Raw genomic sequence first — 15,571 nt, 5'->3', positions numbered from 1 at the left:
GGCCTGGAAGTCGTGAGATAATCATGGAATTGGAAACGTGACCGAGTGGCCGAAGGTGCTCCCCTGCTAAGGGAGTATGGGGTGTAGAGCCTCATCGAGAGTTCGAATCTCTCCGTTTCCGCCAAACTAAAAAATCCACCGAAAGGTGGATTTTTTTTGCCTCCAAATTGCCGGGCCGGGCTGCAAACGCGCTGATGGCAATCCATGAAATAATTCATGAAATTGGCAGTTTGCCCAATAGGTACGGGTGAAGATGGCTATAAAAATAATAGCAATTTACGGGTCAATGGATGCGCTCCAGCGGTTGTTCCATGCCTTGTCCATGGTGCGGCGGTCGCGTTTCGTGGGGCGGCCGTGTTCCTGGCTGCTGGCCGGGTCATTCCCCAGCCGGCGCTGCTCGGCGGCTTCGGCTTTCAGGCGCAGGCTTTCTTCGGTTTCTTCATAAAGCTGCTGCGCCACCGGTGCGGCGCCGCGCTGGCTGCTGATGCCGCGCACCACGAGCGTACGAATGACCGGGCCTTGCCGTAGCGTTACGGTGTCGCCGGTCTTGACCTCGCGGGCAGGCTTGGCTTCCTGGTCATTGATGCGTACGCGCCCCTTGCCGATCTCATCCGCAGCCAGCGAACGGGTTTTATAAAAGCGGGCTGCCCACAGCCATTTGTCGATACGTAATTTTTCCATCAGGCGTTATTTTGAACCCTGATTTGAAGCAGTGGCAGGCGGACTGTGGCATCCAGGCCCGCAACCCGGCCGGGTTGGCCCTGCTGCACCCGGTTGTCCAGCGAAATACTGCCGCCCAGCGCCGCGGTGATTTCCCGGCAAATGGCCAGGCCCAGCCCGGAGCCGTGGCGCACGTTGCCCGCCGAAAAGGGCTGGAACAGGCGGGTGGCGAGTTCGGCTGAAATGCCGGGGCTGCTGTCACTGACCGTCAGTGCCAGATAGCGTGCATCAGTGACGATTCGTACCGTCAAGGTGCCGCCTGTGCAGCTATTCTTGATGGCGTTGTGCAGCAGGTTGCGGCAGAGTTCACCGAGCATCCATTCGTGGGCGTTGACGATTGCAGTGACGGTTTCGATGTCAAAGTCCAGGCCTTTGTCGGCGATCAGCGGCGCCAGGTCCAGCGCCACCGCACGCACGATGACGGCCATGTCGGTGGGCTGCAGATCCGCTTGCTGGCGCAGTTGCTCGACTTTGGCCAGCGCCAGCATCTGGTTGGCCAGCTGGGTTGCCCGGTCGACGGTTTCATTGATTTCAACGAGCGCCTCGCGGGGCTCGATGTCGCCGCGCAGGGCGGACTGGACCTGGGTTTTAAGGACTGCCAAGGGGGTACGCAGTTGGTGCGAGGCATCACGCACAAAGCGTTTTTGGTGCTCAAGCAAATGTTGCAGCCGCAGCATAACGTGGTTGGTGGCGTCAATCAGTGGGCGCAGTTCGCGTGGTGCATCGGGTGCATCGATAGGCGTTAGATCGCTTTCAGGCCGCGCCGTCAAGCGGGCACTCAGGGCCCGTACCGGCCGGGTGGCGCGCTGGACCACCACAATCACCACCAGCGCAATCACTGCGATCAGCACCGCCTGGTGCCAAAGGGTGTCAAGCAGAATTTGCCGCGCCAGCGTTTGCCGCAGCTCCAGCGTTTCAGCCACCTGGATGCTGGCCATGCCGAATCCCCCGGGGCCGGCCACGGGCTGCAGCAACACCGCCACCCGAACATCGTCACCCAGGTAACGGTCGTCGTAAAAGTCGACCAACGCTGCGTAAATTCCCTTTACAGGCAACTTGCCGCGCCACGCCGGCAGGTCGTCAAAGCCCAGCACGGTTTCGCCTTGAAAGCCCGTCACCTTGTAGAAAATCCGGCTGCGGTTGTCCGCTTCAAAGGCCTCCAGCGCCGAGTAAGCGACGGTTGCTTTCAGGCGCACGGCATCGCCGCTGCCGCTGGCCTCCAGCAGTTCCGCCAGCGTCTTGGCCGAGGCCAGCAGGGTTCGGTCGTAAGCGGTGTTGGCGGCCTCCAGTGCGCCGCGATAAAGGAGCACGGTATTGATCAGTAAAAACACTGCGACCGGCACCAAAATGCCTGCCAGCAGGTAGCGGCGAAGAGAGATGGCCCCCACGCTTGCCCGTCCCGGCGCGTCAAGGTTCATGGCGTTGCCTTCAGCAGATAGCCGAGGCCGCGCAGCGTGATCAGCGACACGCCGGTGTTCAGCAGCCTTTTGCGCAGGCGGTACACCACGACTTCAATGGCTTCGTAGTGAACTTCGGCTTCGCCCGGAAAGACCAGTTCAAACAGCTGCTCTTTCGACACGGCATGGCCGGGCTTTCCCATCAGGGCTTGCAGCAGCGCCAGCTCGCGTGGGGCCAGGTCAAGCACTTCATCGCAGAGGTAGATGGCGCCCGTGTGTTTTTCGTAACGAAGATTGCCGAGCACTTGCGTTACCGCCCGCGGTTCGTCGCGCAGATCGTCGCGCACCGCCGAACGACGTGCCAGCGCCCGTATTCTGGCTTCCAGCTCATCCAGGTCAAAGGGCTTGGGCAGGTAGTCATCGGCACCTGAATTGAGCCCGACGATGCGGTCGCCCACCGTGCCGCGCGCCGTCAAAATCAATACCGGTGTTGCCAGGCCTGCAGCGCGGGCCTGCTGCAATACCTGCAGCCCGTCGAGTCCGGGCAAGGTCAGGTCAAGCACCACCACCTCCGGCATGAATGACTGCCAGCGCGCCAGGGCCAGCCGGCCGTCAGCGCACACCGTCACGTCCATGCCGCGCCGTGACAGCGTGCGCTGCAGCGCGGTGTGCATGGAGACGTTATCTTCAATGAGCAGGAGTTTCATGGTGGGCAACATCACACGATTGTCCGGGCCAGCGTGTCAAGCGCGCCTGTGCGGGATGAAAAAAGCGGCGGACATTGGTATTTTCCCTGATGGTTTGGACAGCCGGATGACAGCTTGAAGCCGCATGATAAACAGGTCGATTCAATCAACGCCTTAAGGAGACACCCATGCGTCGCGATACCTTTTTGAAATCCCTGGCCGCGTTTGCGGCAGCTGGCAGCTTGCCGCTGAGCGCTTTTGCCGCTGCCAACATCAAGGTGATGATTCCTGCCAATCCGGGCGGCGGCTGGGACGCTACGGGCCGCGCCCTGGGCAAGGCCTTGCAGGACGCGGGGGTGGCCACCACCGTCACCTACGAAAACAAGGGCGGCGCAGCCGGTGTGCTGGGGCTCGCCCAGTTTTACAACGCCAGCAAGGGTGACCCCAATGCGCTGATGGTGATGGGCGCCGTGATGCTGGGCGGCATGATCGCCAGCAAGCCGCCTGTGGCCCTGAGCCAGGTCACGCCGATTGCGCGCCTGACTACCGAATACGGCGTGTTCGTGTTGCCGGAAAATTCGCCGTTCAAAACCATGAAAGACGTGGTCGAGCAGATGAAAAAAGACCCCGGCAGCGTGAAGTGGGGCGGTGGTTCACGCGGTTCCACGGAACACATTGCGGCCGCCATGATTGCCCGTGAAGTGGGCGTGGATGCCGCCAAGATCAACTACGTGCCGTTTCGCGGCGGTGGCGAGGCCGTGGCCGCCATCCTGGGCGGCAATGTCACCGTGGGCGGCAGCGGCTACAGCGAGTTTGCGCAGTACATCAGCAGCGGCAAGATGCGGGCCATCGGCATCACGTCCGGCACGCGCGTCAAGGGCATCGACGTGCCTACGCTCAAGGAGCAGGGTATCAATGTCGAGATCGGCAACTGGCGCGGGGTGTATGGCGCGGCAGACATCACGCCGGCGCAGCGCAAGGCGCTGACCGACATGGTCGTGCAGGCCACCAAATCCAAGGCCTGGGCGCAAGCGCTGCAAACCAACAACTGGACATCTGCGCTGCTGGCGGGACCGGAGTTTGAGGCCTTTGTGGACAACAACTTCGCGTCCTTGCGCGCCACCATGGTGAAAGCCGGCATGGTCTGAAGGCCCGTTGCAGCGGCCCCGGCAGGGCTGAGGTCGGCCCCGCTGGGGCTGGCCCGGCCCTTTTTCTTTTTTTGAGGTTTTCAAATGTCCACCAGCCCGTCTAATTCCCCCCCCAACGTCTTGCCGCAAACCCTGATCGGCGCGGGTGCCGTGCTGATCGCCGCCGTGCTGGCGTATGGCGCCCTGTCGATTTCGTCAAATGCAGGCTATGCCGGCGTGGGGCCTAATTTTTTGCCCTGGCTGGTGTCGGCGGCGATGCTGGTGTGCGGCGCCTGGCTGATCTGGGAGGCCCGCAGCGGCGGCTTTCGCGAACTGGAGACGCCGTCCGGCGCCGCAACCGGCGACTGGCCGGCGCTGGCCTGGGTGTCGGCCGGGGTGCTGGGCAATGCGGCGCTGATCACCCGCATCGGTTTTGTCTTGAGCTGCGCGCTGTGCTTCGTGCTGGCGGTGCGCGGCTTGCGTATTTCCGAGGGCCGGGCCGCCGGCTCGGTGCGCCAGACCTTGATCGATGCGGTCACGGGCATGCTGATTGCGGCGCCCGTGTTCTGGATGTTTTCCAAGGTGCTGGCGATTAATTTGCCCGGCCTGACCAGCTCAGGCTGGCTGTAACAACAATCCCCCCGAGAGACCCAAATGGATATCTGGAATAACCTCATAGGCGGCTTTGTCACGGCCGGCACGCCCATTAATTTGCTCTGGGCCTTTGTGGGCTGCGCCATCGGCACGGCCATTGGCGTGCTGCCGGGCCTGGGCCCCGCCGTGACGGTGGCCATGCTGCTGCCCATCACCACGCAGGTCGAGCCGACGGCCTCGATGATTTTTTTCGCCGGTATTTACTACGGCGCCATGTACGGCGGCTCGACCACCTCCATCTTGCTCAACACGCCGGGAGAAACCGGCACCATGGTGACGGCGCTTGAAGGCTTCAAGATGGCCAAAAATGGCCGCGCCGGGGCGGCGCTCGCCACTGCGGCGATTGGCTCCTTTGTGGCCGGTACCGTTGCCACGGTGCTGGTCACGCTGTTTGCGCCGGTGCTGGCGCAGTTTGCCGTCAAGCTCGGCCCCCCTGAGTATTTTTGCCTGATGCTGCTGGCCTTCATCACGGTCAGCGCGGTGCTTGGCAAAAGCACCTTGCGCGGCATGACGGCGCTCTTCGCGGGCCTGGCGATTGGCCTGGTCGGGCTGGACCAGATCACCGGCCAGGTGCGCTATACCGCAGGCGTTCCTGAGTTTCTGGACGGCATTGAGGTGGTGCTGGTGGCCGTGGGCCTGTTTGCCGTGGGCGAGGCGCTTTACAACGCGCTGTACGAAGGCCGCAGTGTGCAAACCATGAACAAGGTCACGCGCGTGCACATGACCGGCCAGGAGTGGCGCCGCTCATGGCCGGCATGGCTGCGCGGCACGGCCATTGGTTTTCCGTTTGGCACCATCCCGGCGGGCGGCTCGGAAATCCCGACATTTTTGAGCTACGCCACCGAGCGCAAGCTGTCAAAGCACAAGGAAGAGTTTGGCACCATCGGCGCGATTGAAGGCGTGGCCGGCCCCGAGGCCGCCAACAACGCGGCCGTGACGGCCACGCTGGTGCCGCTGCTCACGCTGGGCATCCCGACCTCGGTGACGGCGGCGATCTTGCTCAGCGCCCTGCAAAATTTCGGCATTCAGGCCGGCCCCCCGCTGTTCGAGACCTCGTCGACCCTGGTCTGGGCACTGATCGCCTCGCTCTACATCGGCAACGTGATGCTGCTGGTGCTGAACTTGCCCATGGTCGGCCTGTGGGTCAAGCTGCTGAAGATTCCCCGGTCCCAGCTTTACGCCGGAATTTTGATTTTTGCCACGGTGGGCGTGTACGGCATGCGGCAAAGTTCGTTCGACCTGTTTCTGATGTACGGCATAGGCCTGGTCGGCATCCTGATGCGCCGCTACGATTTCCCCACCGCACCGGTCATCGTCGGAATGATTCTGGGCCCCATGGCCGAGGCCCAAATGCGCAATGCGCTGTCGATTGGCGAGGGCAAATGGACGGTCTTTATTGAGCGGCCGATGTCGGCGGTGCTGCTCGTCGTGGTGGTGGCGGTGCTGGTGTTGCCGCGTCTGGCCAAGTACTGGTCGGGGCGCCGGGATATGCGGGATATGCGGGATATGGTCTGACCGTGCGTGGGGTCGTGCGGCGGGGTAGGCTGATGGGGTCCAGGCGGCAACAATAACGTCCACCTGGGCTCACTTCAAACGAAGCCAGACTTCGTTGCGTCGGAAAAAACAGGGAACAAAGGGGGCTACTGCCTGGCCCCCAGCGCCAGCGCGGCGGCGCGCGAGGCGGCCAGTGCGGCCTCGTCCGGCCCCGTTTGTGTCGGCCAGCCGGCCAGGTGCTGCACGCTGAAATCTGCCAGCGCGGCGATCCACTTCGGGCTGTCGTTCAGGCATTCGATGTAGTTGAAGGTCTTGCCGCCGGCCTTCAGAAAGGCGTGGCGCGCTTCCATCGAGATTTCTTCGAGCGTTTCCAGGCAGTCGCCGATAAAGCCCGGGCACACGACATCGACACTTTGCACACCGGCTTTGGCCATCTTGATCAGCGTGGGTTCGGTGTAGGGCTGCAGCCATTTGGCCTTGCCAAACCGCGACTGGAAGGTGACCTGGTAGCGGTCTTTGGCCAGTCCGAGCTGTTCGGCCAGCAGGCGTGCGGTCTTGTGGCATTCGCAGTAGTAGGGGTCGCCCAGCATGAGTGTGCGTTCGGGCACGCCGTGAAAGCTCATGACCAGCTGCTCGGCCTGGCCGTTTTGCTGCCAGTGCGCGCGAATCTTGTCCGCCAGCGCGGCGATGTAGCCGGGCGCATCGTGGTAGTTGTTGATGAAACGAAACTCGGGAATCCGGCGCACCTTGGCGGCCCAGCCGTACACCGCATCAAACACGCTGGCGGTGGTGGTGCCGCTGTATTGGGGGTAGCACGGCAACACAAGCACGCGGGTCACGCCGTCGGCCTTGAGCTGGTCGAGCTGCGAGGCAATTGACGGGTTGCCGTAACGCATGGCGTAGCGCACTTCCACGGTGTGGCCGCGCACCCCCAGGTAGCCGCGCAGCATCAGCGCCTGCTTCTGGGTCCAGACCTTGAGCGGCGAGCCCTCGCTGGTCCAGATGCTGGCGTATTTGGCGGCGGATTTTTTGGGCCTTGTGCGCAGGATGATGCCGTGCAGGATCAGCCACCACAGCGCCTTGGGGATTTCAACCACGCGCGCGTCGCTCAAAAATTCCGCCAGGTAGCGCCGCACGGCCGGTGCGGTGGGTGCATCGGGTGTGCCCAGGTTGCACAGGAGAATGGCGGTGCTCGACGTTGCGGCGGGGCGGGCGCCGTGGGTGTGGGTGGGTTCGGGGGCAAAAGACATGGGTTATTCTCGCCTACCTATGCTGGACCTGACAAATATCAAAGCGATTACGCTGGATCTTGATGACACCTTGTGGCCGATCTGGCCCGCCATTGAACGGGCCGAGAAGGCGCTGGATGATTGGCTTGGCCAGCACGCTCCGATGACCGCTGCGCTGTTTTCCAATCCCGCGGCGCGGCATGATGTCCGCGCGCATGTGACGCGTTCGCGCCCCGAGTTGAAGTACAACCTGAGCGCCATTCGCCGCGAAGCCATCCGGCTCGCGCTGTACCGTTCCGGTGAAGATCCCTTGCTGGCCGAGCAGGCGTTTGAGGTCTTTTTTGCCGAACGCAACCGGGTCACCCTGTTTGATGATGCCGTGCTGGCGCTTGAGTTTTTATCCAGCCGCTTTCCGCTGGTGGCGCTGTCCAATGGCAATGCGGACATCCAGCGCATTGGCATTGACGCGTATTTCAAGGCCAGCATCAGTGCCCAGCAGTTTGGCTTGGGCAAACCCGATCCCCGCATTTTTCACGCAGCAGCCAGCGCCGCCAGCGTGCTGCCCGCGCAGGTGCTGCATGTGGGCGACGATGCGGCGCTTGATGTGCTGGGCGCCCTTGATTGCGGCATGCAGACCGTGTGGGTCAACCGCGCTGACGAGGCGTGGGTGCACCCCGCCGTGCCGCATGAAACCGTACGCACGCTGACCGAGCTGTGTGCGCTGTTTCCGCGCTAAACCCTTTTCAAATATGGCATTGAAGATTTACGGAACGGCGGCGTCCCGCGCGGCGCGTCCGCTGTGGGTTGCCGAGGAGCTGGGGCTGGACTATGAACACATGGACCTGCCTTACCTGGGCGGCGCCACGCGTACGCCCGAGTTCTTGGCCCTGAACCCGAACGGCCGCATTCCCGTGGTGGACGATGACGGCGTGCTGGTCTGGGAGTCGATGGCCTGCGCGCTGTACCTGGCGGAGCGTTTCAAGGGCGGTGGATTGTCGCTGGCCGCTGAAACGCCTGCCGAGCTGGCCGACATCCTGCGCTGGAGTTTCTGGGTGGTTAACGAGTGTGAAAAAGACGCGCTGACTTACTTGATGCACAGCGCCTTGATGCCGCCCGAGCGGCGCAAGCCCCAGTTGGCCGACGAAGCCCAGCGCCGCTTGCTCACCCCCTTGCGTGTGCTCGAGCAGCACCTGCAAACCCGCCGCTACCTGGCCGGTGAACGCTTTACCGTGGCCGACGTTTGCGTTGCGTCCGTGATGGCGTGGGTGCAAGGCGCCAGTGCGTTGATGGTGCAGAGCCCACGCGTTGGCGAGTGGCTGCAGCATTGCCTGGCGCGGCCCGCCTTTCAGACCGTTCAGTTAATGATAAAAAGCGAGTGAAGCCAAACAACTGCGGGCACAAGTAGCTATATATTCAATAGCAGTTTGTCAAGATGGACATCATTCAGCGTAAGCGCCGTGCCGCAGCCAGGCCTGAACGCACGGCACCTTCGAGCGTGGCCGGGTAAGGCCCTTCTATATAGTCGCCGCAGGCCAGCAGGCCAGCGGCCACTTCGGCGGCGGGGCGCTGCAAGCCCGGCGTGCAGGCAAAGGTGGCGCGCTTTTCCACAATGGTTTGCACCGCCTGCAGCGCGCTCAAACCCAATTGCCGGGCGGCTTGCGCCAGCACCTGCCGCGTCAGCGTGGCGCTGTCGCCCACGCTGGCACTGATGACAAACGCGAGCAGACCCGGCGAGCCGCCCAGTTGCCCGCGGTCCAGCACAAACTGGGCCGGTTCGGTGGGCGTGGACCGCAGCGCCAGCATGGGCTGGCTCAGACGCGCATCGGGTGCGTGGGCATAGACGGTGGTCAGCGCCTCGTGCTGCAGGCCGCGCGCGTGCGCCAGCCAGCCGTCGGCCGCCACGCCGCTGCCCGCCACCAGCCGCGCCGCTTCGTGCGGGGGGCAGGCCAGCAGCACGCGGTCAAAGGCTTCGCGACGGTCTGCCGTGAGCACCCAGCCCGAGGTCGCAGGCGCGATGCCTTGCACTCGGATGCCCAAGCGGGCGGGCCTGCCTTGCGCGGCCAGCCAGGCCAGCGCCGCATCGGGCAGCAAGGCGCTCAGGTCCCGGCGTGGCAGCAGCAGGTTGGAGCCGCCGCTTTGGGTAAACAGTGCATCGCGCATCACGCGCAAAAACACCTGCCCGCTGGCGCGGTCGGCCGGAGTGTTCAGCGCCGACACGCACAGCGGCTCGATCAGCGCGGCCATGGCGTTGGGCGTCAAGCCCCGGCACAGGTCGGCCACCGATTGCCCGGGCGGGCACTGGAACCGGTCCAGCTGCCAGCCCAGCGCCACCTTGAGCAGCGACAGCTTGTCGGCCCACGACCAGCCGCGTGCAACCAAAATGCCGGCCAAGGCGTCCAGCGGGGCCGGCAGTGCGGGCAGCCTGAGCCCGCTGCCATCGGGGAACTGCAGCGTGAGCGGCAGGCGCAGCAGGCTGGCGCCCGGGTCCACGCCCAGGTCCTTCATCAGCATGAGGGTTTCCGAATACGCGCCAATCAGGATGTGCTGGCCGTTGTCCAGGTCGAGCGGCTGGCCTGACAGGCTGGCGCTGACACGCCGGGCGCGCCCGCCTGGCGTGCGGGCCGCTTCAAAAAGAGTGGCCTGATGGCCCAGGCGCGTGGCCTCTACGGCTGCGGCGCAACCGGCCCAGCCTGCGCCGACAATGGCAACCTTCATGTGGCCACATCACTAGAAGCAGGCGCTTTCCCTCTCCACCAGCAGGGGCCGCGGAACCGGCTTTGCCGGGCCGCAGGCGCAGCGGCCCCCTCGGGGGGCAGCGCATTACACGAAGTGAAAAGCGTGGGGGTCATTGCACTCGGCCAAAGGCCTGCGTTTTCCAGGCCAGCCAGAACTTGCGCAGCGGCGTCAGGCTGACGCGCTGGTGCAGCACCTGGTAGTTGTCGGCGGCAATTTCGCGCAGCAGCGTGCGGTAAATGCTGGCCATCATGAGGCCGGGCTTCTGGGCGCGGCGGTCGGCGTCTGGCAGCAGCGCCAGCGCTTCGTCATACAGCGCCAGTGCGCGTTCGGTCTGGAACTGCATCAGCGCGGTGAAACGCTCGGAATACTGGCGCTTCAAAATCTCGTGCGACTTCACGTCAAACTGCTGCAACTCATTGACCGGCAGGTAAATACGGCCGCGCATCGCGTCTTCACCCACGTCGCGGATGATGTTGGTGAGCTGGAACGCCAGGCCCAGCTTGTGGGCGTAGGCGGTGGTGGCGTCGTCAGTCTGGCCAAAAATGCGCGCCGCCACTTCGCCGACGATGCCCGCCACCAGGTGGCAGTATTGCGTCAGACCGGGGAAATCAAGGTAGCGGTTTTGCGCCAGATCCATCTGGCAGCCTTCGATGACCGCCTGCAAATGGCGCGCCTCGATGCGGTAGGTGGCGGCCAGCGGCATCAGCGCCTGCATCACCGGATGCGTCGGCTTGCCGGCAAAGGACTGGGTGACCTCGCCTTGCCACCAGGCCAGTTTGCTGTGCGCCACGCTGGGCTCCAGCACTTCATCGACGACATCGTCGATTTCGCGGCAGAAGGCGTAAAACGCGGTGATGGCGGCGCGCCGTTCTTTGGGCAAAAACAGGAAGGCGTAATAAAAACTGCTGCCGGAAGCGGCGGCTTTTTGCTGGACATAGTGCTCGGGCGTCATGCGGGGATTGTTGCACGCTGAAATGGCCCCCACGCTGTTCACCTCGTGTAATTCGCGGCCCCCCGCGTGGGCTATTTTTCCTTGGGGCGGCCCGTCGGAAAAATGCCGGCTACTTTTGATGCGATACCAGTCACATCCAGAGCGCGCGCCAGCCCATCACCAGCACATCCCAGGCCCTGAGCTTGGGGCGTTGCTGCAGGGTGTTGAAGTTCAAGGCCTCGATTTTGTCCAGAATACGCAGGCCGCCTTGCACCACCAGCCGCAGTTCCCAGCCGCCGCGCCCGGGCACCTTTTTTACGAGTTTTAAGCCTTTTAGCATGCTAGCCCTTGCGTGGCGGGTGTTGGTCGCTATTAAATTTATAGTATTTGGATTGCTTTGCAGGCCCAGCAGTTGCGCTTCATCCACGCCGTGCGGGCCCCACGCGTCAGCGGGCAGGTAAATCCGGCCGCGCGGAATATCCACGCTCAGGTCCTGCCAGAAGTTGATCAGTTGTAGCGCGGTGCAGATGCAGTCGCTTTGTTGTAGCGACGCCGCGTCATCCACGCCGTACAGGTGCAGCAGCAGCCGGCCCACCGGGTTGGCCGAGCGGCGGCAGTAGTCGAGCAACTCGGCCTGGCTGGCGTAGCGCTGCTTGACCACGTCCTGCTCAAAGGCGCTGAGCAAATCAGCCAGCAAATTCACGGGCAGGGCGAATTGCGCCATCACCGGGCCCAGCTGTGCAAACACGCCGGCCCAGCGCTTTGAGGGCGGCAGGCCGCTGGCGGTCGCCATCAGGTCTGCGCGGTAGGCGGCCAGATCGTCCAGGCGCGTTTGCGGCGCGGCATCGCCCTCGTCAGCGATGTCGTCAGCGGTGCGGGCGAACCAGTAAATCGCCGCGATGGCCGGCCGCAGATGCGGCGGGCACAGCACGGAGGCGACCGGAAAATTCTCGTAATGGCTGACGCCGTGTACCAGTGGGGGAGGGCCTTGAGTCATGCGGCGGATTGTCGCTTGACAAGCTTGGGTGTATCTCTTAGATTACTAACCGATCAGTCATTAGTCGGGTTTCGAGGGTCCTTCTGCCTCGCCCCTTGCCCGCGTCCTCATCCCATCAGACCATGAAAAAAATCATTTTTACCCTGGCAGGCGTCGCCGTTTTCATGGCCGCCTGCTCCAAATCCGCGCCGCCAGAGGAGCCGGTGCGGGCCGTGAAAGTGATCACTGTGGGTGTCGACGCCGTGTCCTCGCGCCGGGAATATGCGGGAGAAGTCAGGGCGCAAGTCGAGTCCCGGCTGGGTTTTCGGGTCGGCGGCAAGATCATCGAGCGCCAGGCCGAGCTGGGCCAGCATGTAAAGGCCGGGCAGGTGCTGGCGCAGCTGGACCCGCAGGACTATCAACTGGCTGCCGATGCGGCCCGCGCGCAGGTGGCGGCAGCGGTCACCAACCGGGACCTGGCGGCGGCTGATTTCAGGCGCTACCAAACGCTTAAAGACCAGAACTTCATCAGCGGCGCGGAACTGGAGCGGCGGGAAGCCGCGCTCAAGGCGGCCCAGGCGCAGCTGGCGCAGGCGCAGTCCCAACTGGCGGTGCAAGGCAACCAGGCCGGCTATGCCGTGCTCAAAGCCGACGTGTCTGGCGTTGTCACGGCCATAGAGGCCGAGCAGGGCCAGGTCGTGGCGGCCGGCGCGCCGGTGCTGCGCATTGCGGCCGACGGCGTGCGCGACGTGGTGTTCTCGGTGCCCGAAGACCGGGTGGCCGCCGTCAAGGTGGGCGCGCCCGTGAAGATACGGGTCTGGGCACAAAACACCGAACTGCAGGGCAAGGTGCGCGAGGTGGCCGCGAGCAGCGACCCGGTGACGCGCACCTATGCCGTCAAGGCGTCGATTGATGCCAACGCGCCGCCCGCGCTGGGCGCGACGGTCTACATCACGCCCGAAGCCCCCGGCGCTGCGGGTGTGCCCGTCATCAAGCTGCCGACCACGGCCTTGTGGCAGCAGGGCCAGGCCACGGCGGTCTGGGTGCTCGACCCGGCCACCCTGACCGTCAAACCGCAGGTGATCGAGATCGCCACGGCCGATGGCAACGAGGTCGTCGTGGCCTCGGGCCTGCAGTCCGGCATGCGGGTGGTCAGCGCGGGCGTGCATGTGCTGTCGCCCGGCCAGAAGGTCAGTATTTATCAGTCAAATAGTTCTCTAGCCACCGCTGGACGAGCGCAGGCAGCTATTGATTCAGTAGCGAGTTCGAGCGCGGCCTCAGCCTCTGGTGCGAAGTGAGTCCGGCATGACACAGAAAAATCACGACACCGGCGAGCCGGCAGGCGACGGCCTGGATGCCGGCGCGACCCGGGCTTCGAGGTTCAACCTGTCCCGGTGGGCGCTGGAGCATCCGGCGCTGACCCGCTACCTGCTGGTGGTGCTGATGGTGCTGGGCGTTGCCGCCTACTTCCAGCTGGGGCAGGACGAGGACCCGCCGTTTACGTTTCGCGTCATGGTGGTGCGCACCTACTGGCCGGGCGCGAGCGCGCAGCAGGTGGCCGAGCAGGTGACCGACAAGATTGAGCGCACGCTGCAGGAGGTGCCTTACGCCGACCGGATCCGCAGCTATTCCAAGCCGGGCGAGTCGCAGATCATCTTCCAGGTCAAGGACTCCTCCAAACCGTCGGATGTGACCAACGTCTGGTACACGGTGCGCAAAAAAGTCGGTGACATCCGCGCCACGCTGCCTGGCGGTGTGGTCGGGCCGTTCTTTAACGATGAATTCGGCGATGTGTACGGTGTGATTTATGCGCTGGAGTCCGAGGGTTTCAGCTACGCCGAAGTCAAAACCCTGGCCGACGACCTGCGCCAGCAGTTGCTGCGGGTGACGGACGTGGCCAAGGTCGAGCTGTTCGGCGCGCAGGATGAAAAGCTGTTCATCGAGATTTCGCAAAAACGCCTGGCCCAACTCGGCCTGGACCTGAACGCCGTGCTGGCGCAGCTGAGCCAGCAAAACGCGGTCGAATCGGCCGGTGCCGTGCAAACGCCGGGCGATGTGGTCCAGGTACGCGTGGCCGGCGCCTTCAACGCGCTCGAAGACCTCAAGGCGATGCCGATACGCGGCGCGGGTTATGGCGCGGGCACCGGTGCCGGCAGCCTGCAGCTGCGGCTGGGTGACATCGCCGAGGTGCGGCGTGGCTACGTGGACCCGCCCGTGGTGAAGGTCCGCCACGACGGCAAGGAAGTGATTGCGCTGGGCGTGTCGATGGCCAAGGGCGGCGACATCATCGTGCTGGGCAAGGCGCTGCGTGCGGCCACCGAGCGCATCGGGGCCGCGCTGCCGGCGGGCGTCAAGCTGGTGCAGATTCAGGACCAGCCCAAGACCGTCGCCACGTCGGTCAACGAATTCGTCAAGGTGCTGATAGAGGCCGTGGTGATTGTGCTGGCAGTCAGCGTGGTGGCCCTGGGGCTGCACAAGCGGCCGGGCCGGCATCCGCTGTGGCGGCGCTGGACACTGGACATGCGGCCCGGGCTGGTGGTGGGCATCACCATTCCGCTCGTGCTGGCGGTGACGTTTCTGGCCATGAATTACTGGGGCATCGGGCTGCACAAGATTTCGCTGGGTTCGCTGATCATCGCGCTGGGCCTGATGGTCGATGACGCCATCATTGCCGTGGAAATGATGGTGCGCAAAATGGAGGAAGGCTACGACAAGGTGCGCTCGGCGACCTTTGCCTATGAGCTCACGGCCATGCCCATGCTCACGGGCACGCTGATCACGGCGGCGGGTTTCCTGCCGATTGGCTTGGCCAAATCGACGGTGGGCGAGTACACCTTTGCCATTTTTGCGGTGACCACGATTGCGCTGATCACCAGCTGGGTGGTCTCGGTCTACTTTGTGCCCTACCTGGGCACGCTGCTGCTCAAAACACCGCCGCATGTGCTGGCCGAAGCCCAGGCGGGGCACGCCGTGGAGGGCCCCCACGAGATGTTCAACAGCCCGTTTTACAAGCTGTTCCGCCGCGCCGTGAACGGCTGCGTGCAGCACCGCTGGATCACCATTGGCGCCACGGTGCTGCTGTTTGCGCTGGGCATTGCCGGCATGGGCAAGGTGCAGCAGCAGTTCTTCCCCGACTCCAGCCGGCCCGAACTCATGGTGGACCTGTGGTTCCCCGAGGGCACCTCGTTCGCCGCCAACGAGGTTGTGGTGAAACGGCTGGAGGCGCGCTTGCTGGCCGAGCCGGGCGTGCAATCGGTCAGCACCTGGGTCGGCTCGGGCGTGCCGCGCTTTTATTTGCCGCTGGACCAGGTTTTTCCGCAAACCAACGTGTCGCAGCTGATCGTGCTGCCGCCGGACCTGAAGACGCGCGAGCTGCTGCGCGCCAAGCTGCCGGCCTTGCTGGCGCAGGAGTTCCCCGAGGCGCGTGGCCGCGTCAAGCTGCTGGCCAACGGCCCCCCCGTGGCGTATCCGGTGCAGTTTCGCGTCATAGGGCCCGACCCGAAGGTGTTGCGCGCGCGCGCCGACGAAGTCACGGGCGTGATGCGCCAGAGTCCGAGCACCCGCGGCGTCAACGACAACTGGAATGAAGCGGTCAAGGAGCTGCGCCTGGACATTGACCAG

At 64.1% G+C, this 15,571-nt stretch carries 14 protein-coding genes and 1 tRNA gene; 8 read left to right on the top strand and 7 right to left on the bottom strand.

The genetic code is table 11. The features are described from left to right. The first annotated feature begins 31 nt into the window (after nucleotides 1-31). Nucleotides 32-124, top strand: a tRNA-Ser gene (locus tag Q8K05_RS12555). 152 nt (nucleotides 125-276) lie between these two features. Here the strand turns inward: Q8K05_RS12555 and Q8K05_RS12550 are convergent. Genes Q8K05_RS12550 through Q8K05_RS12540 form a run of 3 tightly spaced genes read right to left on the bottom strand, consistent with a single transcriptional unit; the run spans nucleotide 277 to nucleotide 2,824 of the window. Next, nucleotides 277-681: an RNA-binding S4 domain-containing protein gene (locus Q8K05_RS12550; RefSeq protein ID WP_305246931.1), complete on the bottom strand. Its 405-nt coding sequence runs from the start codon at nucleotides 679-681 to the stop codon at nucleotides 277-279. Beyond that, complete coding sequence (locus tag Q8K05_RS12545) at nucleotides 681-2,138, bottom strand: sensor histidine kinase (protein ID WP_305246930.1); 1,458 nt, start codon at nucleotides 2,136-2,138, stop codon at nucleotides 681-683. Before Q8K05_RS12545 ends, Q8K05_RS12550 begins: the two co-directional genes overlap by 1 nt. After that, nucleotides 2,135-2,824, bottom strand: a complete 690-nt coding sequence (locus Q8K05_RS12540; protein WP_305246929.1) for a response regulator — start codon at nucleotides 2,822-2,824, stop codon at nucleotides 2,135-2,137. Before Q8K05_RS12540 ends, Q8K05_RS12545 begins: the two co-directional genes overlap by 4 nt. A 167-nt stretch (nucleotides 2,825-2,991) precedes the next feature. Between Q8K05_RS12540 and Q8K05_RS12535 the strand changes: the two genes are divergently transcribed. From Q8K05_RS12535 to Q8K05_RS12525, 3 genes are all read left to right on the top strand, one after another. Further along, the gene (locus Q8K05_RS12535; RefSeq protein ID WP_305246928.1) at nucleotides 2,992-3,951 is read left to right on the top strand and encodes a tripartite tricarboxylate transporter substrate binding protein; all 960 of its coding nucleotides are present in this window, start codon (nucleotides 2,992-2,994) and stop codon (nucleotides 3,949-3,951) included. 84 nt (nucleotides 3,952-4,035) lie between these two features. After that, nucleotides 4,036-4,560, top strand: coding sequence for a tripartite tricarboxylate transporter TctB family protein (locus Q8K05_RS12530; RefSeq protein WP_305246927.1), 525 nt, complete (start codon nucleotides 4,036-4,038; stop codon nucleotides 4,558-4,560). A 24-nt stretch (nucleotides 4,561-4,584) separates the two neighbouring features. Continuing rightward, the gene (locus Q8K05_RS12525) at nucleotides 4,585-6,099 is read left to right on the top strand and encodes a tripartite tricarboxylate transporter permease (protein WP_305246926.1); all 1,515 of its coding nucleotides are present in this window, start codon (nucleotides 4,585-4,587) and stop codon (nucleotides 6,097-6,099) included. A gap of 125 nt (nucleotides 6,100-6,224) precedes the next feature. Here the strand turns inward: Q8K05_RS12525 and hemH are convergent, their stop codons facing one another. Continuing rightward, a complete protein-coding gene (gene hemH / locus Q8K05_RS12520) occupies nucleotides 6,225-7,328 on the bottom strand; it encodes a ferrochelatase (RefSeq protein WP_305246925.1) in 1,104 nt (367 codons plus the stop codon). Between the two features lie 19 nt (nucleotides 7,329-7,347). On the opposite strand from hemH, the gene Q8K05_RS12515 reads away from it, so the two are divergent. Continuing rightward, on the top strand, nucleotides 7,348-8,043 hold the full coding sequence (locus Q8K05_RS12515) for an HAD family hydrolase (RefSeq protein ID WP_305246924.1): 696 nt from the start codon (nucleotides 7,348-7,350) through the stop codon (nucleotides 8,041-8,043). A 13-nt stretch (nucleotides 8,044-8,056) separates the two neighbouring features. Further along, nucleotides 8,057-8,686: a glutathione S-transferase family protein gene (locus Q8K05_RS12510; protein WP_305246923.1), complete on the top strand. Its 630-nt coding sequence runs from the start codon at nucleotides 8,057-8,059 to the stop codon at nucleotides 8,684-8,686. Nucleotides 8,687-8,750: 64 nt separating this feature from the next. Here Q8K05_RS12510 and hpnE read toward each other — a convergent pair whose 3' ends face one another. The 3 genes from hpnE to hpnC form a co-directional block, all read right to left on the bottom strand. Beyond that, nucleotides 8,751-10,022, bottom strand: coding sequence for a hydroxysqualene dehydroxylase HpnE (gene hpnE, locus Q8K05_RS12505; protein WP_305246922.1), 1,272 nt, complete (start codon nucleotides 10,020-10,022; stop codon nucleotides 8,751-8,753). Nucleotides 10,023-10,152: 130 nt separating this feature from the next. Further along, on the bottom strand, nucleotides 10,153-10,995 hold the full coding sequence (hpnD, locus tag Q8K05_RS12500) for a presqualene diphosphate synthase HpnD (protein WP_305246921.1): 843 nt from the start codon (nucleotides 10,993-10,995) through the stop codon (nucleotides 10,153-10,155). Between the two features lie 130 nt (nucleotides 10,996-11,125). After that, on the bottom strand, nucleotides 11,126-11,971 hold the full coding sequence (hpnC, locus tag Q8K05_RS12495; RefSeq protein WP_305246920.1) for a squalene synthase HpnC: 846 nt from the start codon (nucleotides 11,969-11,971) through the stop codon (nucleotides 11,126-11,128). Between the two features lie 122 nt (nucleotides 11,972-12,093). On the opposite strand from hpnC, the gene Q8K05_RS12490 reads away from it, so the two are divergent. Together Q8K05_RS12490 and Q8K05_RS12485 are read left to right on the top strand one after the other, a co-directional pair. Next, a complete protein-coding gene (locus Q8K05_RS12490; protein ID WP_305246919.1) occupies nucleotides 12,094-13,248 on the top strand; it encodes an efflux RND transporter periplasmic adaptor subunit in 1,155 nt (384 codons plus the stop codon). A gap of 7 nt (nucleotides 13,249-13,255) precedes the next feature. After that, nucleotides 13,256-15,571 (top strand): efflux RND transporter permease subunit (locus Q8K05_RS12485; RefSeq protein ID WP_305246918.1); only part of this gene is annotated, 2,316 nt, incomplete at its 3' end.

Origin of the sequence: Polaromonas sp., assembly GCF_030682935.1 — a bacterium.
In the GTDB taxonomy this organism is placed as follows: Bacteria; Pseudomonadota; Gammaproteobacteria; order Burkholderiales; family Burkholderiaceae_C; genus Polaromonas.
Note: the sequence above shows the minus strand (reverse complement) of the source record. Positions and strands in the feature narration are given on the sequence as shown.